19 protein-coding genes and 1 riboswitch are annotated in these 22,347 nt (G+C 54.3%); of the genes, 10 read left to right on the top strand and 9 right to left on the bottom strand.

Annotated elements, in window-relative coordinates; genetic code table 11:
• Positions 1–12: 12 nt before the first annotated feature.
• Positions 13–2,373: a DNA polymerase II gene (gene polB, locus WCC56_RS13805; protein WP_424692928.1), complete on the bottom strand. Its 2,361-nt coding sequence runs from the start codon at positions 2,371–2,373 to the stop codon at positions 13–15.
• Positions 2,374–2,602: 229 nt separating this feature from the next.
• On the opposite strand from polB, the gene WCC56_RS13810 reads away from it, so the two are divergent.
• Complete coding sequence (locus WCC56_RS13810; RefSeq protein ID WP_424692929.1) at positions 2,603–3,370, top strand: DedA family protein; 768 nt, start codon at positions 2,603–2,605, stop codon at positions 3,368–3,370.
• On the opposite strand, the gene thiQ is transcribed toward WCC56_RS13810, so the two are convergent.
• From thiQ to sgrR, 4 genes are all read right to left on the bottom strand, one after another.
• The gene (thiQ, locus tag WCC56_RS13815) at positions 3,357–4,058 is read right to left on the bottom strand and encodes a thiamine ABC transporter ATP-binding protein ThiQ (protein ID WP_424692930.1); all 702 of its coding nucleotides are present in this window, start codon (positions 4,056–4,058) and stop codon (positions 3,357–3,359) included. The two genes, WCC56_RS13810 and thiQ, sit on opposite strands and share 14 nt — an antisense overlap.
• On the bottom strand, positions 4,042–5,652 hold the full coding sequence (gene thiP, locus WCC56_RS13820) for a thiamine/thiamine pyrophosphate ABC transporter permease ThiP (RefSeq protein WP_424692931.1): 1,611 nt from the start codon (positions 5,650–5,652) through the stop codon (positions 4,042–4,044). The genes thiQ and thiP overlap by 17 nt, the downstream gene beginning before the upstream one ends.
• Positions 5,628–6,614 (bottom strand): thiamine ABC transporter substrate binding subunit, encoded by a 987-nt coding sequence (gene thiB, locus WCC56_RS13825; protein WP_424692932.1) that lies wholly within the window; start codon positions 6,612–6,614, stop codon positions 5,628–5,630. Before thiB ends, thiP begins: the two co-directional genes overlap by 25 nt.
• Before the next feature lie 42 nt (positions 6,615–6,656).
• Positions 6,657–6,763: riboswitch (TPP riboswitch) on the bottom strand.
• Positions 6,764–6,798: 35 nt separating this feature from the next.
• Complete coding sequence (gene sgrR, locus WCC56_RS13830) at positions 6,799–8,460, bottom strand: HTH-type transcriptional regulator SgrR (RefSeq protein ID WP_424692933.1); 1,662 nt, start codon at positions 8,458–8,460, stop codon at positions 6,799–6,801.
• A gap of 243 nt (positions 8,461–8,703) precedes the next feature.
• Here sgrR and WCC56_RS13835 point away from each other — a divergent pair, with 243 nt between their 5' ends.
• The gene (locus WCC56_RS13835; RefSeq protein ID WP_424692934.1) at positions 8,704–9,882 is read left to right on the top strand and encodes a sugar efflux transporter; all 1,179 of its coding nucleotides are present in this window, start codon (positions 8,704–8,706) and stop codon (positions 9,880–9,882) included.
• Between the two features lie 40 nt (positions 9,883–9,922).
• Here the strand turns inward: WCC56_RS13835 and leuD are convergent, their stop codons facing one another.
• The 4 genes from leuD to leuA are packed head-to-tail and all read right to left on the bottom strand — an operon-like array spanning position 9,923 to position 14,597.
• Complete coding sequence (gene leuD, locus WCC56_RS13840; RefSeq protein WP_424692935.1) at positions 9,923–10,528, bottom strand: 3-isopropylmalate dehydratase small subunit; 606 nt, start codon at positions 10,526–10,528, stop codon at positions 9,923–9,925.
• 9 nt (positions 10,529–10,537) lie between these two features.
• Positions 10,538–11,935, bottom strand: coding sequence for a 3-isopropylmalate dehydratase large subunit (gene leuC / locus WCC56_RS13845; protein WP_424692946.1), 1,398 nt, complete (start codon positions 11,933–11,935; stop codon positions 10,538–10,540).
• A gap of 2 nt (positions 11,936–11,937) precedes the next feature.
• Positions 11,938–13,026, bottom strand: coding sequence for a 3-isopropylmalate dehydrogenase (leuB, locus tag WCC56_RS13850; RefSeq protein WP_424692936.1), 1,089 nt, complete (start codon positions 13,024–13,026; stop codon positions 11,938–11,940).
• A 2-nt stretch (positions 13,027–13,028) separates the two neighbouring features.
• Positions 13,029–14,597, bottom strand: coding sequence for a 2-isopropylmalate synthase (leuA, locus tag WCC56_RS13855; RefSeq protein WP_424692937.1), 1,569 nt, complete (start codon positions 14,595–14,597; stop codon positions 13,029–13,031).
• Between the two features lie 542 nt (positions 14,598–15,139).
• Between leuA and WCC56_RS13860 the strand changes: the two genes are divergently transcribed.
• From WCC56_RS13860 to ftsI, 8 genes are all read left to right on the top strand, one after another.
• On the top strand, positions 15,140–15,499 hold the full coding sequence (locus WCC56_RS13860; RefSeq protein WP_424692938.1) for a hypothetical protein: 360 nt from the start codon (positions 15,140–15,142) through the stop codon (positions 15,497–15,499).
• A gap of 16 nt (positions 15,500–15,515) precedes the next feature.
• The gene (gene ilvI, locus WCC56_RS13865) at positions 15,516–17,240 is read left to right on the top strand and encodes an acetolactate synthase 3 large subunit (protein WP_424692939.1); all 1,725 of its coding nucleotides are present in this window, start codon (positions 15,516–15,518) and stop codon (positions 17,238–17,240) included.
• Positions 17,241–17,242: 2 nt separating this feature from the next.
• Positions 17,243–17,734: an acetolactate synthase small subunit gene (ilvN, locus tag WCC56_RS13870; RefSeq protein WP_013200745.1), complete on the top strand. Its 492-nt coding sequence runs from the start codon at positions 17,243–17,245 to the stop codon at positions 17,732–17,734.
• A gap of 196 nt (positions 17,735–17,930) precedes the next feature.
• Complete coding sequence (cra, locus tag WCC56_RS13875) at positions 17,931–18,941, top strand: catabolite repressor/activator (protein WP_424692940.1); 1,011 nt, start codon at positions 17,931–17,933, stop codon at positions 18,939–18,941.
• A gap of 546 nt (positions 18,942–19,487) precedes the next feature.
• Complete coding sequence (gene mraZ, locus WCC56_RS13880; protein ID WP_424692941.1) at positions 19,488–19,946, top strand: division/cell wall cluster transcriptional repressor MraZ; 459 nt, start codon at positions 19,488–19,490, stop codon at positions 19,944–19,946.
• A gap of 2 nt (positions 19,947–19,948) precedes the next feature.
• Positions 19,949–20,890 (top strand): 16S rRNA (cytosine(1402)-N(4))-methyltransferase RsmH, encoded by a 942-nt coding sequence (rsmH, locus tag WCC56_RS13885; protein WP_424692942.1) that lies wholly within the window; start codon positions 19,949–19,951, stop codon positions 20,888–20,890.
• The gene (gene ftsL, locus WCC56_RS13890) at positions 20,887–21,207 is read left to right on the top strand and encodes a cell division protein FtsL (protein ID WP_424692943.1); all 321 of its coding nucleotides are present in this window, start codon (positions 20,887–20,889) and stop codon (positions 21,205–21,207) included. Before rsmH ends, ftsL begins: the two co-directional genes overlap by 4 nt.
• An 8-nt stretch (positions 21,208–21,215) precedes the next feature.
• Positions 21,216–22,347 (top strand): peptidoglycan glycosyltransferase FtsI (ftsI, locus tag WCC56_RS13895; RefSeq protein WP_424692944.1); only part of this gene is annotated, 1,132 nt, incomplete at its 3' end.

The raw sequence follows: 22,347 nt of genomic DNA on the forward strand, positions 1-22,347 counted from the left end.
GTTCGTCACCTGTCAAAAAAGACCCAACTGACCTGTAACCAGTGTAGCAAAGTCATCCTGGAGGAAGGGTAAAATCCCCTCAGCCACCGGCTGGAGCTGCTTTGTCAGGTAATGATCGTAGTCTAGAGGAGTGATACGCGCTTCCAGAGGCTCCGGGCCGGACGTGGCCATCACATAGCGAATTTTTCCGCCGTTCTGGTAAAGCAGAGGACGGCCCAGCTTCTCATTCTGTTCGTCCGCAATCCTTGCTGCGCGGACATGTGGCGGCACATTACGCTGATAATCATTCAGCGGGCGACGTAACCTTTTGCCGTAAATCAGCTGTTCATCGAGCTCGCCATCCAGCAATTGCCGCACGGTTTCAAGGATATAATCCCGGTAAGGCAGTTTTTTAAAAATGCGCCGATAAAGTTCCTGCTGGAAGTTCTTGGCCAGCGGCGTCCAGTCGGTGCGAACGGTTTCCAGCCCCTTAAACACCATGCGTTCCGTTTCGCCTTCGCAGATCAGCCCGGCATAGCGTTTTTTGCTGCCTTGCTCGGCTCCACGAATAGTGGGCATCAGAAAACGGCTGAAATGGGTTTCAAACTCCAGCTCCAGCGCGCTATCAAGGCCAAATTCCTGCTGCAAATGGTGCTTCCACCAGGCATTGACCTTCTCTACCAGCTGTTGACCAATGGCGTTAGCAGACGGCTGATCGTGAGGCTTTTTCAGCCAGACAAAGGTCGAATCGGTATCGCCGTAAATCACGTCGTAGCCTTCGGCTTCAACCAGCTCTTTGGTTTGCCGCATGATTTCATGGCCGCGCAGCGTGATGGAGGAGGCCAGACGGGGATCAAAAAAGCGGCAGGCGCTGGTGCCCAATACGCCATAGAAGGCATTCATGATGATTTTCAGCGCCTGCGAAAGCGGTTTATTGCCCTCTTTTTTGGCGGCTTCACGGCCCTGCCAGATTTGATTAACGATTTCAGGCAGGCAGTGCGTGGTTCGGGAGAAACGCGCGCCCTTGAATCCACTGACAGAATCCTGGTCATCCGGGTGGGCAAGACCTTCTACCAACCCAACGGGATCGATCAGAAAGGTGCGGATGATCGCCGGATACAGGCTTTTATAATCCAGCACCAGCACCGAATCATACAGGCCCGGGGTGGAGTCCATCACATAGCCGCCGGGGCTGGCTTCGGGGGCGACTTCCCCCAGCCCAGGCGCGACAAAACCAGCGCGGTGCATACGAGGTAAATAAAGGTGGCCGAATGCCGCAACTGATCCACCGTGGCGATCGACAGCCAGGCCGTTAACCGTTGAGCGTTCCAGCAGAAACGGCATCAGCTGAGTGTGCTGGAAAATGCGGGTGACTAACTCGCAGTCCTTCAGGTTGTAAAGGGCGAGGGCGGGTTTGTCTTCTGCAAAGCGTTGATCGATCTCCTGCATTCTGTCCCAGGGATTGTTGATGGCTTTGCCTTCCCCCAGCAGTTCCCGTGAGACCGCTTCAAGACTGAAAGAGGCGAAGTTCCAGAACGCCGATTTCAACGCCTCAATGCCATCCACGATCAGCCTGCCGGTTGCCTGAGCGAAGAACACGCCGGGCTTAAAGCCGTGCTCACGCCACTCCAACGGCTCATTGTTGCGTCCAAGTTTTAGAGGAATGCCATAACGGTCGGCGTGTTTTTGCAGCACGCGCAGGTCAAATTGCACCACGTTCCAGCCAATTAATACGTCGGGATCGTGCTGCACAAACCAGGCATTCAGTTTTTCCAGCAGCTGTGGCCGGCTGGAAACATATTCCAGATTGAAGTCCAGCTGGCTGGCATCACCGTTCTCCGGACCCAGCATATAGACATCTCGTTGCCCGCAGCCTTCAAGACCGATGCAGTACAGTTCGCCGTGGCGCGTCGTTTCAATATCCAGAGAAACCCACTTCAGCGGCGGCCGGTAGTCGGGATTGGGCTTCAGTCGGGTGTTGATCAGGCTGTTTCCGGCGGGCTGGCCGCTAAACCAGACGGGAGAAGTGATAAAGCGCTCCATCAGATAACGCTCCGGAGGCCTTACGTCCGCTTCATAGACCATTACGCCATTCTCGCGCAGCAGCTTCTCCAGCTTTTGTAACTGGCGATACTGACGACAATACAAGCCAACCACCGGACGATGACGGAAGTCTTTCAGCTCCAGCGGCGCAAAGCGGAAGTGGCGTTCCTGTTTAAGTAATGCCTCAGCCTGTGCCTGATACTCTTGTGGAATGAACGCGACGGATTCCTGTGGAGGAAGCACCACTCTCTGCGGGCCACTGTCCGTGGCCAGCCAAAGCACCACTTCGGTGCCTGAGGGCGTGTCCCGCCAGTGGCGAGTAAGCAGGAAGCCTGCGCGTGCATCGTTCACCTGAAACCCTTTAAGTTGATTCTTTGCTCAAGAATAGCATGTTTATTTATACAGTATAGCTTGATGAGCAGAGAATGTGCTCAGCCAGAGTAAACGGCGGTTGCCGTCCCGCCTGGGCTGGCAATAGTCTTAATCAGCCTGCCATCAATGAGTTCATACAAAACAGGCCTTGACGCAGTACGGGCGTCTCAGGACAATCCGACCTCAATCAAAACAGAATGTGGAAAGTATGGAAGCCTGGCTGCAACATCTTATAACGCAATCACTGGCCTGGTCGTTGCTGGCTGTGGGGCTGATCACTTTTTTTGAATCTCTGGCACTGGTCGGTCTGCTGTTGCCGGGCACTGTTTTAATGGCTTCGTTTGGCGCACTGATTGGCAGCGGGCAGATTGGCCTCTATCCGGCCTGGCTGGCGGGCACCATTGGCTGTTTGGTTGGCGACTGGGTTTCCTATCTCATTGGTTGGCAATTCAAAGGGCCGCTGCACCGATGGTCCTTTATTAAAAAGCATCAGGGGCTGATGGATAAAACCGAGCATGCGCTGCATCAGCACAGCATGTTTACCATCATTGTTGGGCGCTTTGTTGGGCCTACACGTCCGCTGATCCCGCTGGTGGCGGGGATGCTCGAACTGCCGGTCAGGAAGTTTATTCCGCCGAATATCATTGGCTGCGTGCTCTGGCCACCGCTGTATCTGCTGCCTGGTATTCTGGCTGGCGTGGCCATTGATGTGCCGAAAGATGCCAGCAGCAGCATGTTCAAATGGCTGCTATTGGCCGTGGCGTTGTTGGTCTGGCTGGGATGCTGGCTGGGCTGGCGCTGGCTGCGGTCGAAAAAACAGGCCGACTGGGCAACGGCTTATCTGCCGTTAAGCCGCCTGCGCTGGCTGGCTCCGTTGACCCTCGTTATTGCCATCGCCAGTTTTGTGGCCTTGCAGTTCCACCCGATGATGCCGGTGTTCCGTCATCTGCTGTGGCAGGTCTTTATCGGACACTGATGCCCAGCACCGCGGCTTCAGGGACTTCTCCGTTCAGCAGCACTTCGGTGCTGCCATCCCAGTAAACCCGACCCTCAACAATCAACAGGCTGCGTGGCGCTATTCGCGCGGCATCCTCAATACTGTGCGACACCATCAGCAGGGTGATATTCCTCTCCAGACAGACTTCATCGACCAGTTGCAGCATCTCTTTACGCAGCGCCGGATCCAGTGCGGAAAAGGGTTCATCCAGTAACAGCAGCGGGTGCTGACGAACCAGGCAGCGAGCCAGCGCCGCACGCTGTCTTTGCCCACCGGAGAGCTGTGAAGGCAGGCGATCCAGAAAGGCTTCCAGCCCAACCCTTCGGGCGATTTCCTGCAATGCCTGCTTCTGCTGATGATTCAGCTTCAGCCCGGGGTGCAGGCCAAGGCCGATATTCTGCACCACCGTCAAATGCGGGAAAAGATTGTTCTCCTGGAACAGCATGGAGACCGGCCGCTTCGCAGGCGGCGTATGGCTGTGATCTTCGCCATTCAGCTGCAAGCTGCCGCTGTTTAGGGTGAGAAAACCGGCGACCAGACTCAGCAAGGTACTTTTCCCCGCGCCGCTTGGGCCAAGGATCGCCAACCTTTCCCCTGCCTGCATGCTGAGTGAAAAACGCATCGGCAAATGGTTATAAAGGTAAGTCAGATTAGTCAGCGTCAGCATGGCGTCCCGGCAGTTTTTCAATCAGGGTGAACAAAAGGAAACAGAGCAGCAGTAGCAGCAGGGCCGTTACCGCGCCCTCTTCGCTGCGGTATGAGCCAATCTGTTGGTACAGATAAAAGGGCAGCGTGCGGAAATTTTCATTACCAAACAGCGCCACCACACCAAAATCGCCAATCGACAGCACGCAGGCAAAAGCCAGCGCCTGAGCAACAGGGCGCTTTAACGCGCGTAACTCTATCAGTGTGAAACGGTTCCAGCCGCGAATATCCAGCGACAGACAGAGCCTGTTATAGCGCTCGGCAATATCACGCAGCGGGTTTTCCAGCACCTTCATGGCGTAAGGAATCGCCATCAGTGCGTTGGTGAATATGACGATGCCATCGGCGGAGTCCGGCAGGCCGACGGTGGCATTCAGCAACAGAAAGAAGCCGGTCGCCAGCACAATGCCCGGCATCGCCAGAATCAACATGCCGCTCAGCTCAATGGACTGTCCGAGAAAAACACGCTGCCGAAGGCGCAGTTCACGACTGCTCCACAACAGCATGACGGTCAGGATCACGCAGAGCAAGCCAGCGCCAAGCGCAATACGTAAAGAGGTAAAGGTTGCCTGCCAGAGGGCCGGTTGCCGCAATACGGCTGGCAGGCCCTGATTCACTCCATCGACAATGACCGCCAGCAGTGGAGGCAGCAGTAACACCAGCGCGCAAAGGATCAGCAGTGCATCCCAGGCTTTTGCTGGCCAGCAGTCCTCAGGATTTCGCCACCCGTTGATGCTTGCCGTGCCTGAAGGCAGCGCTTTGCTAAGCCACTGGCTAAACATCACCAGCCCCAGGCAGCAGATCATTTGGAGCATCGCCAGCAAAGCGGCGCGTCCAGGATCGTAATCAAAGTTCAGGGCCTGGAATATTGCCAGTTCGATGGTGGTGGCTTTTGGCCCGCCGCCCAGCGAGAGCACCGTGGCGAAACTGGCAAAACAAAGCATAAAGATCAGCGCACCCGCAGGCAGAATTTGCCGCCGCAGCCAAGGCCATTCGACTATCACGAAATGGTTCCAGCCCCGCAAGCCAAGCTGTGCCGCGAGTTGGCGCTGCTCGCCAGGGATCTGTTCCAGCGCCTGCAGCAGCAGACGAGCGGCCAGCGGCAGGTTGAAGAAGACGTGGGCCAGCAAAATACCCTGCAACCCATAAGGGGTGAAGGTATAGGGAACGCCCAGAAGCGTGCAGAGGTCGGCCAGCCAACCAGTCCGGCCATAGACGCTGAGTATGCCAAAGACAGCGACTAACACCGGCAACACCAGCGTCATCGCGCAGAGTCTTAACAGCGTGTCTCTGCCGGGGAAACGCCGACGATACAGCGCCCGCGCAAGTGGAATGGCTGGCCCAACCGCCAGTACGGCGGAGAGAAACGCCTGCCAGAAGGAGAAGCGCAGAACGTGCCACAGATAATCATCCTGCCAGAGATCCAGCCAGTGGATCTCCGGAGCACTAAGCCATAACGCGCTGAAGGCCGTCAGGGCCACGACGACCAGCAGCGTGGCTGCCAGCGCGCCGGGCACTAACGGGCCAGCAATCAGCGGCTGACGGCGCGTTGCCATGTACTGATCCATTGGCTGCGTTGACTGGCGACTTCCTGTGGCGTGTATTGTAGCGAGGTGGCTGGCACGGTGAGGGTATCAAACCCGGCTGGCAGCGTGCTTTTAACCACTGGATACATCCAGTTGCCGGTAGGGATGCTGTCCTGGAAGGGTTTATCCAGCATGAATTTCATAAACTTCTGCGCCAGTTCCGGCTGCTTACTCGCCTTCAGCTGTCCGGCAACTTCCACCTGAAGGTAATGACCTTCGCTGAAGTTGGCGGCAGCATACTGTGATTTCTTCTCTTCAATCAGGTGATAAGCCGGAGAGGTGGTGTAGCTCAGCACCATGTCGCCTTCCCCCTTCAGGAAGAGCCCGTACGCTTCGCTCCAGCCTTTGGTGACGGTGACCGTTTTCTTAGCCAGCTTTTGCCAGGCTTCCGGTGCCTGGTCGCCAAATACTTTCTGCATCCACAGCAGCAGACCAAGGCCCGGCGTACTGGTGCGCGGGTCTTCGTAGATAATCTTCAGTGGCTTATCGCTGTTGACCAGCTCTTTCAGACTCTTGGGTGGGTTTTGCAGTTTGGTTTTGTCGTAAACAAAGGCAAACCAGCCGTAGTCATAAGGCACAAAGGTCTTATCGCTCCAGCCGCCTGGGACGGTGACCTTGCTGGTGTCCACCTTACTTTGTGCGAACAGGCCGGTTTTCTCAGCCGCATCCAGCAGATTGTTATCAAGGCCAAGCACCACATCAGCTTTGCTGTTTTTGCCTTCCATCCGCAGACGGTTAAGCAACGAGACGCCATCTTCCAGCGCCACGTATTTCAGTTCGCAGCCGCAGTCAGCTTCAAACGCTTTTTTGATGGCCGGGCCAGGGCCCCAGTCAGCGGAAAAAGAGTCGTAGGTGTACACAGTCAGGACGGGTTTAGCCGCAAAAGCAGGGAAGGTGCTGAGGATCAGCAGAGGCAGAACTTTTTTTAACACTTTGCGTTCCTTGAAAGTTAGGGGGTCGCAAAGGATCTGAGCAATCTGGACAGTCTCAAATCCCTACGCCGGCATTATCCGGATCAGGTTCGACGGGTTTGTCTCAGCGTTGGCAGTGGAACACCGCGAACGCACCCCGTTGAGAACGGCCTATTCTAGTGACTTCCGCGCTGTAACGAAAGCATCATGCTTCGTCAGGCGCGAACCAGGCAGATTTAAAATCAAACCAGCCGAGCGTATTCATTCTGACGCCGCGCATACTGCGTTGACCTTCCAGCAGCAGCCAGTGATGGAACAGCGGGTGAAGCGTCCAGGTGTTGATCAGCTGTTTGCTCCAGTCCGCCAGCGGCAGCTTCTGCTCACGCCAAAGCTGCGCGTCTTTTTCCCAGTCCAGCGTGATGCAATGCTGCACCAGCGGAATTTCGTACAGCAGCGCAAACAAGGAAAATTCCAGCGGCAGGGTGAAGTTGGCACTCCCAAGCCAGATATCGCTTTCGGCTTCGCCACGGTGCCAGACGTCATAATCCACCTGCTGAGCGATCAGCTCCACGCCTTGCTCGGCCAGAATAGGGCGCAACGCATTGGCAATACCCTGATGCTCAACGTGATCGTTATACCAGGTCAGCGTGAGAGAAGTCAGCCCTTCGGGCTTCTTGCTGGTGGCCATATCGCGGCGATGGTGCCAACGCGGCAACAGACCATAAGCCGGGAACCAGTAACGTTGATAGCCAATACCGGCATGATTCAGTAAGGCGATCGGGTTAAACAGCATGCTGACCCAGCGCCGGATTTGCTCGTCACGCCCCAGCTCAGACCGCTGATCAAACAGCAGGAAATAACAGCCTTCTTCCAGCCGACTCTCTTCTGATTTTTCTTCCAGGCCTTTCCCTTCCAGCTTTACTCCGGAATAAACCAGCTCATCGCTGATTTCCGGAAGTACCCAAATATTCACTTCATCAATCAGCGCCCGGTAGCCAAAATAGTCATCAAAAGCCTGGATCCTGAGTTGAGTGCTCTGATTGCGTACCACCGCATAAGGGCCGGTGCCAATTGGCTGGCGGGCGAAGTCCGGCAGGCTGGGCCACTCTTTTGGCAGGATCATGGTACTGACGCTGCCCAGCAGCCAGGGAAGCCAGTTATCAGGCTGATGCAGATGAATATCCAGCGTCCAGGGTGCCGAGGAGTCAATGCGATCAAAATGGGAAAACAGAGGCTGCGGCTTCAGTCCTTCAAGCGTGCTGATGATGTCGGCCATCTGCAGTTCACGACCATGATGAAAGTGGATTGCCGGACGCAGATAGAACCGCCAGTGCAAGGGAGAAAGTTGTTGCCAGTGGTGGGCGATATCGGCTTCGATTTCCCCGTTTTCCTCATTTATGCGCGTCAGGCTGCTGAAAATCTGGCGGGCAAGGTGGGTTTCAGAACGACGAAGCGGCGTGCCGGGTAACAGATTCATAAGCGAACGATAATAAAGCACGCGGAGAATGTGTTTTCCCTGACGGAAACTCCTGCCCAGATGCGAGATCAGCATCTGTCTGACCGCATTTTTATCGCCAACCAGCTGCACCAGCTGATCGATACGGTCGTTCTCCAGCAGCTCCACAGCCCGCTGCTGCTGGAGTGCCAGACCCGTATAATGGAAGCTGAGCTTCGATCGTTTTCCTCTTCCGGATTCTGCCTGCCATTCCAGCCAGCCCTGTTCCTGCATCCCATTAAGCAGGTTACGCATATGCCGTCTGGAGCAGCTCAATTGCACGGCCAACTCATTGAGCGTGGTCTCCTGCGGCTGGCCTTCGCAGCACTGCCACAGGCGGATGAACTGTTGTTGTAAGCGGGCAGAAGACATAAAAGAGGAACCCTTGTGGAAAAGCCGTCTGTTTTTTCTTCTTTATATTAGGTCGATAATGCCCGCAGATGAAAGAGCGGGAGACATTCTTTGAATGCGCTCTGACATCGTTGATTCTGAGTAAGGTGCTTTTCACCAGCCAGCGGCTAACCCTGCTGGCTTTTTTCGCTGGTCCGTGTTTTCTTCTATGCTTGCTGTTTGTCGATCCACACTTGTGGCGACCATTTCTTTCAAGGATCAGGCATGAAATCGCTTCTCACGCGTCGCCGCCGCATCAATCCCGTTTACGTCGCTTTTATGGCCGTGTCGTTTATGGTTGGCGTGGCTGGTGCGTTACAGGCACCGACTCTCAGTCTGTTCCTGACCCGTGAAGTTGCCGTACGTCCCTTCTGGGTAGGCTTGTTTTATACCCTCAATGCGATAGCCGGTATCGCCGTCAGCATTCTGTTGGCAAAGCGCTCGGACAACCGGGGCGACCGCCGCATGCTGATCCTGTTTTGCTGTGTGATGGCGATAGGTAATGCGCTGATCTTTGCCTTTAACCGGGACTATCTGACGCTGATCACCTTTGGTGTCTTGCTCTCCGCGCTGGCAAGCGTGTCGATGCCGCAAATCTTCGCCCTTGCTCGCGAATATGCCGACAGCTCTGCGCGGGAAGTGGTGATGTTCAGTTCGGTGATGCGTGCCCAACTGTCGCTTGCCTGGGTTGTCGGGCCGCCGTTGTCTTTTGCGCTGGCGCTGAATTACGGCTTCACCACCATGTTTTTAATTGCTGCCGGGCTGTTTGTGGTCTGCGTTGCGCTGATCTGGTTTGCTCTTCCTTCCGTTCCCCGCGTTGAACAGCCGCCTGAAGTGGTGATCACCCAAATCAGCGCGTGGAAGAATAAAGATGTGCGGCTGCTGTTTTTGGCATCGCTGCTGATGTGGACCTGCAATACCATGTATATCATTGATATGCCGCTGTATATCAGCAGCGTATTGGGCCTTCCGGACAAGCTGGCCGGGTTGTTGATGGGCGTGGCGGCCGGGTTAGAGATTCCGGCCATGTTGCTGGCAGGGCATTACGTGAAGCGCTTCGGTAAACGTAATATGATGCTGTTTGCGGTCGCGTCCGGAACGGTATTCTATCTGGGGCTGGTGGTGTTTCACTCCAAAACCGCCCTGATGGCGTTGCAGATCTTCAATGCCATCTTTATCGGCATCGTCGCCGGGATTGGCATGCTTTATTTCCAGGACCTGATGCCGGGAAGACCAGGCGCAGCAACGACGCTATTTACTAACAGTATTTCGACGGGAGTGATTCTGGCTGGCGTAATACAAGGCGCGTTAGCAGAAACCTTTGGCCATTATTCGGTTTACTGGGCGGCGCTGGTGCTGTCAATTGGCGCGTTGGTGATGTCGGCCAGGGTGAAGGATGTGTGAGGAGTAACGGGCGGAAGTGCTTCCGCCCGCTGATAAAAAACTAGCGTAAAAATGCTGGCTGGGTCTGCTCATAAGCCGAGATTTCGGCGTCATGCTGCAGCGTCAGGCCTATGTTATCCAGCCCGTTAATCAGGCAGTGACGGCGGAAACTGTCAATGCTGAACGCATAGTGTTTCTCACCGGCTACGACCTGCTGTTTTTCCAGATCAACCGTGATAGCCACGCCTGGCTGGCTGGCAACCAGTTGGAACAACTCTTCGACTTCTTCCTCACTTAACGACACCAGCAACAGCTGATTGTTAAACGAGTTATTGGCAAAGATATCGGCAAAATCACTGCCGACAATCGCCTGGATCCCATAGTCAGTCAGCGCCCAGGGCGCATGTTCACGGGATGAGCCACAGCCAAAGTTTTCCCGCGTCAGCATAATGCTGGCGCCGCTAAACTCGGGCTTGTTCAGCACGAAGTCCGGGTTGGGGATCTGCCCTTCGGCATCGCTGTAACGCCAGTCATAAAACAGGTTGCGACCAAAACCGGTGCGCGTCACCATCTGCAGAAACTGCTTGGGGATGATCGCATCGGTATCGACGTTGGCCGCATCCATCGGCACCACGATGCCGGTATGTTGGGTAAATTTCTTCGCCATACAGCCTCTTTAAATCAGTTCGCGGATGTCAGCAAAATGGCCCGCCACTGCAGCCGCCGCAGCCATAGCAGGGCTCAGCAAGTGCGTACGGCCACCGCGACCCTGACGACCTTCAAAGTTACGGTTGCTGGTGGAGGCGCAACGCTCACCCGGGTTCAGGCGGTCGTTATTCATGGCCAGACACATCGAGCAGCCAGGCAGACGCCATTCAAAACCTGCCTCCAGGAAGATTTTATCCAGTCCTTCCTCTTCAGCCTGAGCTTTTACCGGCCCGGAACCCGGCACGACATAGGCCTGAACGCCGGGCGCGATTTTATGGCCTTTGACTACCGAAGCCGCCGCTCGCAGATCTTCAATGCGTGAGTTAGTGCAGGAACCAATAAAGACTTTGTCGATCTTCACATCGGTCAGCCTGATGCCAGGCTTCAGATCCATATAGGCCAGCGCTTTCTCCGCTGAGGCGCGCTCAACCGGATCGCTGAAAGAGGCCGGATCGGGAATCAAGTCGTTAATGGCAATTACCTGGCCTGGGTTGGTTCCCCAGGTCACCTGCGGTGCGATGTCAGCCGCATTTAAGGTGACCACTTTGTCAAACTTCGCGCCGCTGTCGGATTTCAGCGTTCGCCAGTAAGCCACAGCCTCATCCCATTCAGCCCCTTTCGGTGCAAACTGGCGACCTTTGGAATACGCAAAGGTGGTGTCATCCGGCGCAACCAGGCCCGCTTTAGCCCCCAGTTCAATCGCCATATTGCACAGCGTCATGCGGCCTTCCATGCTCAGCTGTTCTACCGCCGGGCCACAGAATTCAACCACATGGCCATTGCCGCCACCGCTGCCGGTCTTGCCAATGATCGCCAGCGCAATGTCTTTAGCGGTGATGCCTGCTGCCGTTTGACCAATGACTTCAATCTTCATGGTTTTCGCACGGGACTGCTTCAGCGTCTGCGTCGCCAGGACATGCTCAACTTCAGATGTGCCGATACCAAAAGCCAGCGCGCCAAAAGCTCCGTGGGTGGAAGTATGCGAGTCGCCACAGACGATAGTCATGCCAGGCAGGGACAAGCCCTGTTCAGGACCAATCACATGCACGATGCCCTGGAAAGGGTGCTTGAGGTCATACAAACGCACGCCGAAGGCTTCACAGTTTTTGATCAGCATCGACATCTGGATACGTGCCATCTCACCGCTAGCATTGATATCACGGGTCTGAGTAGAGACGTTGTGATCCATCGTAGCGAAGGTCTTGGACGGTTGGCGCACCGGTCGGTTGTGGGCACGCAGGCCATCAAAGGCCTGCGCTGACGTCACTTCATGCACCAGGTGCCGGTCGATATACAGCAGCGGCGTCTCTCCTGGTGCATCGTGCACCAGATGCGCATCAAACAGCTTCTCGTATAATGTTTTCATCATCAGGCTTCGCGAATGTACCGGGCAATAATTGTACCCATTTCCTCAGTGCCGATGGACTTGCCGCCACCGGCTAAATCGCCCGTGCGGTGACCTTCAGCCAGTGCACGGCTGATGGCTTGTTCAATCGCATCGGCGGCTTCTGCTGCATTCAGGCTGAAGCGCAGCAGCAGCGACAGAGAAAGGATTTGGGCAATCGGGTTGGCAATGTTTTTGCCTGCGATATCCGGGGCCGACCCGCCTGCCGGTTCAAACAGGCCAAAACCCTGCTCGTTCAGGCTGGCAGAAGGCAACATGCCCATCGAGCCGGTGATCATCGCACACTCATCAGAAAGGATATCGCCAAACAGGTTGGAGCAAAGCATCACGTCGAACTGCGACGGCTCTTTGATCAGCTGCATGGTGGCGTTATCGATATACATATGACACAGCTCTACGTCCGGGTAATCCTGCGCCACTTCATTAACTATCTGGCGCCACAGGATGGAGGATTGCAACACGTTGGCTTTGTCGATTGAAGTCACTTTGTTACGACGTTTACGCGCTGATTCAAAAGCAATACGGGCAATGCGCTCAATCTCAAATCGGTGATACACCTCGGTATCGAAAGCGCGCTCGTGCTGGCCGCTGCCTTCACGGCCCTTCGGCTGGCCGAAATAGATGCCGCCGGTCAGCTCACGCACCACCAGGATATCAAACCCTTTAGCCGCGATATCACTGCGCAGTGGGCAGAACGCCTCAAGCTCTTTATGCAGGCTGGCCGGGCGCAGGTTGCTGAACAGTTTGAAGTGCTTACGCAAAGGCAGCAGTGCGCCGCGTTCTGGCTGCTCGGCTGGTGGAAGGTGTTCCCATTTTGGGCCACCGACTGAACCAAACAGGATCGCGTCGGCCTGTTCACAACCGGTAACGGTAGCCGCAGGCAGCGGTTCGCCGTGGCGATCAATCGCAATTCCGCCAACGTCATAGTCGCTGGTGGTGATGCTCAGATTGAAGCGCTCACGAACGGCAGTCAGCACTTTGTTCGCCTGAGCCATCACTTCCGGGCCGATGCCATCACCTGGCAACACGGCAATATGGTAAGTATCCGCCATGATTACACCACTTCCTTATGATCGTTGGTTTGAGATTTGCGCTGCAGTTCCTGCTCAACCTGACGGGAGCGCCAGATGTTGTTTAGGGCGTTGATCATCGCTTTAGCAGAAGACTCAACGATATCCGTGGCCAGACCTACACCGTGGAATTTGCGGTCGTTATATTTCACCACGATATCAACCTGACCCAGCGCATCTTTCCCGTGGCCTTTTGCCGTGAGCTGATAGGAAACCAGTTCGGCATCAAAGTCGGTAATGCGGTTAACAGCCTGATAAACCGCGTCGACCGGGCCATTACCGGTTGCCGCTTCGGATTTCACTTCTTCACCGCAGGCCAGTTTGACTGAGGCGGTAGCCATCACGCTGGAGCCTGACTGCACGCTGAAGTAATCCAGACGGAAATATTCCGGCTCTTCGTTCTGCTTGTTGATGAACGCCAGCGCTTCCAAATCGTAGTCGAACACCTGGCCTTTCTTATCAGCCAGCTTCAGGAAGGCGTCGTACAGATTATCCAGGTTGTAGTCGTTTTCTTTATAACCCATCTCATCCATGCGGTGTTTCACGGCGGCACGCCCGGAGCGGGACGTCAGGTTCAGCTGAATTTTATTCAGACCGATCGATTCCGGGGTCATGATTTCGTAGTTTTCGCGGTTCTTCAGCACGCCGTCCTGGTGGATACCAGAAGAGTGGGCGAAGGCGCCAGTGCCGACCACGGCTTTGTTAGCCGGGATAGGCATATTACAAATCTGGCTGACCATCTGGCTGGTACGGTAGATTTCATGGTGATTGATGTTGGTGTTCACCTTCATCAACTGGCTGCGGGTTTTGATCGCCATGATCACTTCTTCCAGCGCACAGTTACCGGCACGTTCGCCCAGTCCGTTGATGGTCCCCTCAACCTGGCGAGCGCCAGCCTGGATGGCGGCAATCGCATTGCCTGTTGCCATGCCCAAATCGTCATGGGTATGCACAGACAGAATGGCTTTATCGATGTTCGGCACGCGGTTGCGCAGCTGAGCGAAGATGTTGCTGTACTCTTCCGGCAGCGTGTAGCCGACGGTATCCGGGATGTTGATGGTGGTAGCGCCTGCATTGATTGCGGCTTCCACTACGCGGCACAGATCATCAATCGGCGTACGTCCACCATCTTCACAGGAAAACTCAACGTCGTTGGTATAGTTACGGGCGCGTTTCACCATGGTGACGGCACGCTCAATCACCTCTGGCAGCGTACTGCGCAATTTTGTGGCGATGTGCATTGGCGAAGTAGCCAGGAAGGTATGGATGCGGTAAGCCTCAGCGACGCGCAGAGCTTCATAAGCGGCATCAATATCTTTCTCTACGCAGCGGGCGAGGGCGCAAACACGACTGTTTTTGATCTGACGCGCAATGGTCTGGACGGATTCAAAATCACCAGGGGAAGAAATTGGGAAACCCACTTCCATCACGTCCACACCCATGCGCTCCAGCGCGAAGGCGATCTGCAGCTTTTCTTTCACACTCAGGCTGGCCTGTAAGGCCTGTTCGCCATCACGCAGAGTGGTATCGAAAATAATAACTTGTTGGCTCATCGGGATATTCCTTGTCGTGTTTGCTTTACCAGTGCTACGAGCATAAAAAAACCCGCGCATCGGCGCGGGTTCTTTAGGTTTGTAAGCCTGAATCACTGATTCATTTCTTCGCCCACAAGTCTACCGCGCAATTGGGATGCGTTTAGTAGTAGACCGAGTAGGCGAGCGGTACGAATCATGTCTTCAGACCTCATAAATTTGCTGTTCCCTTATTGATACTTGATTTGCGGGGGCGATGTCAACCTTAGCCGTAAGGTTATAACGGCTGCGGGCAAAGTGGCTCAGGAAAGATATTCTGACGTGACGCCTGTGCGCAGAACAAAAAGGAAGGAGGGGTAAAGATGATATTTATCAACAGGGATGGCGCACGGATAATTCGCAGAACAGAGGTGTTTAAAAAAGTGGTTAATCAATGACTTGCATAGGAAAAACTTATGGGTTACTGCCACGGGTAAGGGGATTTTCTTCAGATAATTATGTTTGAAAGTTAAATACTGGCAGCAGATTAAACTAAATTAGGCGCGATGTTTGAACAGGTGAGCTTGAATTCAGCCTACAGGTGTTTCGATAACAAAACGATCGCACTGCAAAAGAATTCCCTACCAGGACAAACCGCTTTTCTTTCAGCCTTTGGTCAGTGTATTTGTCGACAAGTCGCCATTGGCGGTAGTGCCTTGCGGGCCTGGTATTCTGTAAAACCGGAGATCAGAGGTTTGCCTGCCAACTTTTCTACGGTTATGGTACGTCCATCAACGCATAAAAATAGCCAGGGATTCACCCTGTACCTGGATTCTGGAAATGATTTCCAGCGTCTTTGCATAAACACAGGTTTTGACCTTATCTGCCCGCTCGTCTCTTTTTCACTGACGGATTGCGGGGTAAAAGATAATTCAGCACCTTAAAAGCCTGGAGGCAAAAATGGAGATGTTGTCAGGAGCCGAGATGGTCGTCCGATCGTTGATCGATCAGGGCGTTAAACATGTATTCGGCTACCCCGGCGGGGCAGTACTTGATATCTATGACGCGCTACAAACCGTAGGCGGAATCGATCATATACTGGTACGTCACGAGCAGGGCGCGGTCCATATGGCGGACGGTTACGCTCGCTCAACAGGCGAAGTGGGCGTGGTGCTGGTCACCTCCGGCCCAGGCGCAACCAATGCTATCACCGGTATCGCCACTGCTTATATGGACTCCATCCCGATGGTTGTGCTCTCCGGTCAGGTACCTTCTTCACTGATTGGTTACGACGCTTTCCAGGAGTGCGACATGGTCGGGATTTCCCGCCCGGTGGTGAAGCACAGCTTTATGGTGAAGTCGCCTGAAGATATCCCGACCATCATGAAAAAGGCGTTCTGGCTGGCAGCCAGTGGACGCCCAGGACCGGTGGTCATCGATTTACCAAAAGACATGATGAACCCGGCAAACAAATTACCTTATGTCTGGCCTGAAGAAGTCAGTATGCGTTCGTACCACCCGACGACGCAGGGACACAAGGGTCAGATTAAGCGCGCTTTACAGACGCTTCTGGCCGCTAAACAGCCTGTTATCTATGCCGGTGGCGGCGTGGTGAATTCCGGTTGTGATGAGGAGCTTCGTCAGATCGCCGAAAAACTGAATCTGCCAGTAACCTGTTCACTGATGGGCTTAGGGGCTTTCCCTGGCACGCACCGGCAGAGCGTGGGCATGTTGGGAATGCACGGCACCTATGAAGCCAATATGACCATGCATAACGCTGACGTGATCTTCGCCGTAGGCGTGCGCTTTGATGACCGCACCACCAACAATCTGGCAAAATATTGCCCGAATGCCACCGTGCTGCATATCGACATCGATCCAACGTCAATTTCGAAGACCGTGCCGGCAGATGTGCCAATCGTCGGCGATGCGAAGCAAGTGCTGACGCAGATGCTTGAACTGATGGAGCAGGGCGATAAGCAGCAGGATTTCGACAGTCTTCGCGACTGGTGGCAGAGTATCGATCAATGGCGTTCCCGCCAGTGTCTGGAGTTTGATCGTAAGAGTGACCAGATCAAACCGCAGGCGGTTATCGAAACTATCTGTCGTCTGACCAATGGCGAAGCGTACGTCACTTCTGATGTGGGCCAGCATCAGATGTTCGCCGCGCTTTACTATCAGTTTGATAAGCCTCGTCGCTGGATCAACTCCGGCGGCCTCGGCACGATGGGCTTCGGCCTGCCAGCGGCGCTGGGGGTGAAGCTGGCGGTGCCAGAAGCCACTGTGGTTTGTGTCACCGGTGATGGCAGCATCCAGATGAACATTCAGGAACTGTCTACTGCCTTACAGTACGATCTTCCGGTATTGGTACTGAGCCTGAACAACCGCGTGCTGGGCATGGTGAAACAGTGGCAGGACATGATTTACTCAGGTCGCCACTCTCAGTCTTATATGGAATCACTGCCTGATTTTGTCAAGCTGGCAGAAGCTTACGGTCATGTCGGCATTAACATCAGCCGTCCGGAAGATCTGGAAGCCAAACTGACTCAGGCACTGGAAGAGTTAGGCAAAGGGCGTCTGGTGTTTGTCGACGTTAACGTCGATGGCACCGAGCACGTCTACCCGATGCACATCCGCGGCGGCGGAATGGACGAAATGTGGCTTAGCAAAACGGAGAGGACTTAATTATGCGTCGTGTTTTATCAGTACTGCTGGAAAACGAATCCGGCGCATTGTCCCGCGTGGTTGGCCTGTTTTCCCAGCGCGGCTACAACATTGAAAGTCTGACCGTAGCGCCAACGGATGACCCGACGCTGTCACGGATGACCATCCAGACCGTTGGCGATGCCAAAGTGCTGGAGCAGATCGAAAAGCAGCTGCATAAGCTGGTAGACGTGCTGCGAGTCACTGAATTAGGTCAGGGCGCTTACGTTGAGCGTGAAGTGATGCTGGTTAAAGTTCAGGCGACTGGTTATGGTCGCGAAGAAGTGAAGCGCAGTGCTGAAATTTTCCGTGGGCAGATTGTGGATGTCACACCTTCGCTTTATACGGTTCAGCTTACCGGCACCAGCGATAAGCTGGATGCGTTCCTCAACACCGTGCGCGAAGTCGCGGAAATTGTTGAAGTAGCCCGTTCCGGTATCGTTGGCGTTTCTCGTGGTGACCGCATTATGCGTTAATCGCGCCAGGTGATTATCGCTCTCTTCTGCTAACCCAGCGTAATGCTGGGTTTTTTATTTTTTGTCTGAAAGCTGACGCACAGAACTAAAACCGGTTGCTCGCTAAACTGTTCTGCTGTTAGATGTAACAAATCTCTTATCCATAGCCGGGACGTGGCTATTTTCTGCGCCGTCACGGTGCTAGCGTGGGGTTATTGTGAAACTGGATGAAATTGCGCGCCTGGCCGGTGTCTCGCGCACGACTGCCAGCTATGTTATCAACGGCAAAGCTAAGCAGTATCGTGTCAGCGACAAAACAGTAGAAAAGGTCATGGCAGTAGTGCGCGAGCATAATTACCATCCCAACGCGGTGGCTGCTGGTCTTCGCGCGGGGCGAACGCGTTCAATAGGCCTGGTTATTCCTGATTTGGAGAATACCAGCTATACGCGTATCGCGAATTACCTTGAACGTCAGGCCCGCCAACGCGGATATCAGCTGCTGATTGCCTGTTCTGAAGATCAGCCCGACAACGAAATGCGCTGTGTGGAGCATCTGTTGCAGCGTCAGGTTGATGCGATCATCGTTTCAACCTCGTTGCCACCGGAGCACCCTTTCTATCAACGCTGGATCAACGATCCGCTTCCGATCATCGCCCTTGACCGTGCGCTGGATCGCGAGCATTTCACCAGCGTGGTGGGTGCCGATCAGGATGATGCCGAAATGCTGGCAGCTGAACTGCGTAAGCAACCGGTAGAATCGATTCTCTTTATGGGTGCGTTACCGGAGTTATCGGTCAGCTTCCTGCGTGAGATGGGGTTCCGGGATGCCTGGAAAGGGGATGAGCGGACCATCGACTATATCTATGCCAACAGCTTTGAACGCACTGCGGCCGCTGCTATGTTCGAAAAATGGCTGGAGACGCACGCTATGCCAGACGCGTTGTTCACCACATCCTTTGGCCTGCTTCAGGGCGTGATGGACGTGACCCTGAAACGTGAGGGGCGCTTGCCCAGCAATCTTGCGATTGCCACCTTCGGCGATCATGAACTGCTGGATTTCCTTGATTGTCCTGTACTTGCAGTGGGTCAGCGTCACCGTGACGTGGCTGAACGCGTGCTGGAACTGGTGCTGGCGAGCCTGGATGAACCGCGAAAACCGAAGCCAGGATTAACGCGTATCCGGCGAAACCTTTATCGGCGCGGCAGGTTAAGCCGTAAAGCTAGTTAACATTTCCACATAAAAAGGCAGCCTGGCTGCCTTTTTCCATTTTGAACTCTTTAAAAAAGCCAGCGGACGTTCAGTACGGCTAAATTGTCTGGAGTTTTTGGATAGCGGATGACACGTAAATAAAAGTAAAGGCGACTCAGCCGCCGCTTATCATTTATCTAAATCTGCCTGATTATTAAAAATTTAGGATAAACCAGGCGACATAAGCTCAGGCGCAGCGCGACTGAGGTGGGAATCTCTTAGGAAATACCCTAAAATGCCGCCCACGTCGCAAAGTTGAGGGCAGAGAATTTACGGCGTAAAACTGGCATATTTTTGAACAATCTAATTTTACCGCAGAATTTCCTGCCACTATTCATTAGTTTATTTTTAAATTCCTGACCAGACCGCGTTATTTTTAACTCCTCTCAGTTTTAACCGACTCAGAAATAATTCTCTTCAACCTCTGCTGCGCCTTGACAATGTTTTCCTTCGCTCCGTAAACTCCTTTGGTGGGAATTTGTGGTGTAAAGTGGTGAACAGGGGTAACTGGAGGGTGAGGCTGGCATGTTCCGTGGGGCAACGTTAGTCAATCTTGACAGCAAGGGACGGCTCGCCGTGCCTACGCGCTATCGCGAAACGCTGATCGGGGAATCACAAGGGCAAATGGTGTGTACCATTGACCTTCACCAGCCGTGCCTGCTGCTTTATACCCTGCCCGAGTGGGAAATTATTGAACGTAAACTGGCTAGCTTATCGAGCATGAACCCAGCCGAACGCCGCGTTCAGCGCCTGTTACTGGGACATGCCAGCGAATGTCAGATGGATAATGCAGGTCGTTTGCTGGTAGCCACAACGCTACGTCAGCATGCGAATTTGACCAAAGAAGTGATGCTGGTTGGACAGTTCAATAAGTTTGAGCTGTGGGATGAACAGACCTGGTATCAACAAGTCAGGGAGGATATTGACGCAGAGCAGTCGACTCAGGAACCGTTATCTGAGCGTTTGCAGGATTTGTCACTATAGCTATGCAGGATAATTTCAAACATACCACGGTGCTGTTAGATGAGGCGGTAAACGGCCTCAACATTCAATCTGACGGCATCTATTTCGATGGCACCTTTGGACGAGGTGGACATTCGCGCCTGATCCTCTCTCAACTGGGAGAGCAAGGCCGTCTCTACGCCATAGACCGCGATCCGCAGGCGATTGCCGCCGCAGCAGAGATCACCGACCCACGTTTCAAGATCATTCATGGCCCTTTTTCTGCCCTCGCTGACTATGCCGAAGAGCTGGGTCTGACGGGGAAGATCGATGGGATTTTGCTGGATCTTGGCGTCTCATCGCCGCAGCTGGATGATGCTGAACGCGGATTCTCCTTTATGCGTGATGGGCCGCTGGACATGCGCATGGACCCAACCAAAGGACAATCTGCTTCACAATGGTTACTGCAGGCAGATGAGAGCGACATCGCTTTTGTGCTGAAGACCTTTGGCGAAGAACGTTTTGCTAAGCGTATTGCTCGCGCCATCGTTGAACGCAATCGCGAACAGCCGATGACTCGGACCAAAGAACTGGCGGACGTAATCTATGCCGCCACGCCGGTGAAAGACAAGTTTAAGCACCCGGCAACCCGCAGCTTCCAGGCGATCCGCATTTGGGTGAATAGCGAACTTGAAGAGATTGAGCAGGCGTTGAAAGGCGCACTGACTGCGCTGGCGCCAGCAGGCCGTTTATCGGTGATCAGCTTCCATTCGCTGGAAGACCGCATCGTTAAACGCTTTATGCGCGAACAAAGTCGTGGACCTCAGGTTCCAGCCGGGATCCCGATGACAGAAGCGCAGCTGGCTAAACTGGGCGGCCGCCACCTCAAAGCGTTTGGCAAAATGATGCCAGGTGAAGAGGAAGTGAAAGAAAACCCAAGGGCCCGTAGTTCTGTCTTACGCGTTGCAGAGAGGACGGCATCATGATTGGCAACGAGCGGCATAGCTTACCGGGCGTTATCGGCGGCGATATTCTTCGCCACGGTAAAATTCCGGTGATCCTCGCTGTCGCTGTGCTGATCTCAGCGGTTTTTGTGGTGACGACGGCGCATAAAACGCGCCTGCTTACCGCACAGCGCGAACAGTTAGTGCTGGAGCGGGATGCGCTGGATATTGAATGGCGCAACCTGATCCTGGAAGAGAATGCCCTCGGCGATCATAGTCGGGTTGAGAGGACGGCAACGGAAAAACTGCAAATGCAGCATGTCGATCCATCGCAGGAAAACATCGTGGTACAACCTTAAGGGACTGAATGAAAGCCGGAAGCAACAAGAAGGTAAAACGCACTGAGAATCAGGCCAGCTTTGTAAGCTGGCGTTTTGCGTTGTTGTGTGGCTGCATTTTTATCGGCCTGGTTGGCCTGCTTTCCCGCGTGGCTTATCTGCAGGTGATCAATCCTGATAAGCTGGTGCGTGAAGGCGATATGCGTTCTCTGCGCGTGCAGGCTGTTCCTACTTCCCGGGGCATGATTACCGACCGTGCAGGACGCCCACTGGCCGTCAGCGTACCGGTCAATGCTATCTGGGCTGACCCGAAAGAACTTCACGATAAGGGCGGTATTACGCTGGATAGCCGCTGGAAAGCACTCTCCGACGCGCTGTCTATTCCTCTGGACCAGCTCGCTGCACGTGTCAATGCCAATCCAAAAGGCCGCTTTGTTTATCTGGCCCGCCAGGTCAATCCCGCCATTGGCGATTACATCAAGAAACTGAAGCTGCCGGGCATCTTCCTGCGTGAAGAGTCCCGCCGTTACTATCCGGCAGGTCAGGTCACCTCGCACCTGATCGGTTTCACCAATATCGATGGCCAGGGCATTGAAGGCGTTGAGAAAAGCTTCGACAAATGGCTGACTGGCTCACCCGGTGAGCGCACCGTACGTAAAGACCGTCAAGGTCGTGTCATTGAAGACATCTCCTCTGTTGACAGTCGTGCTGCTCACAATCTGGCCCTGAGCATCGACGAACGTCTGCAGGCGCTGGTTTATCGTGAGCTGAACAATGCGGTGGCTTTCAACAAAGCGGAGTCAGGTACTGCCGTCCTGGTAGATGTGGCTACCGGTGAAGTGTTGGCGATGGCTAACAGCCCAGCTTACAACCCAAACAATCTGTCCGGCACCACCAAAGACGTGATGCGTAACCGCGCGATTACCGACATCTTTGAACCGGGCTCCACCGTGAAACCGATGGTGGTGATGACCGCGCTGCAACGTGGCGTGGTGAAAGAAAACAGCGTGCTGAATACCGTACCGTATCGCGTGAATGGCCATGAAATTAAAGACGTGGCGCGCTACAACGAACTGACCCTGACCGGGGTTCTGCAGAAATCGAGTAACGTCGGTGTTTCAAAGCTGGCGTTAGCGATGCCATCCTCAGCGTTAGTAGATA

The organism is Erwinia sp. (assembly GCF_049696395.1).
Classification (GTDB): Bacteria; Pseudomonadota; Gammaproteobacteria; order Enterobacterales; family Enterobacteriaceae; genus Erwinia.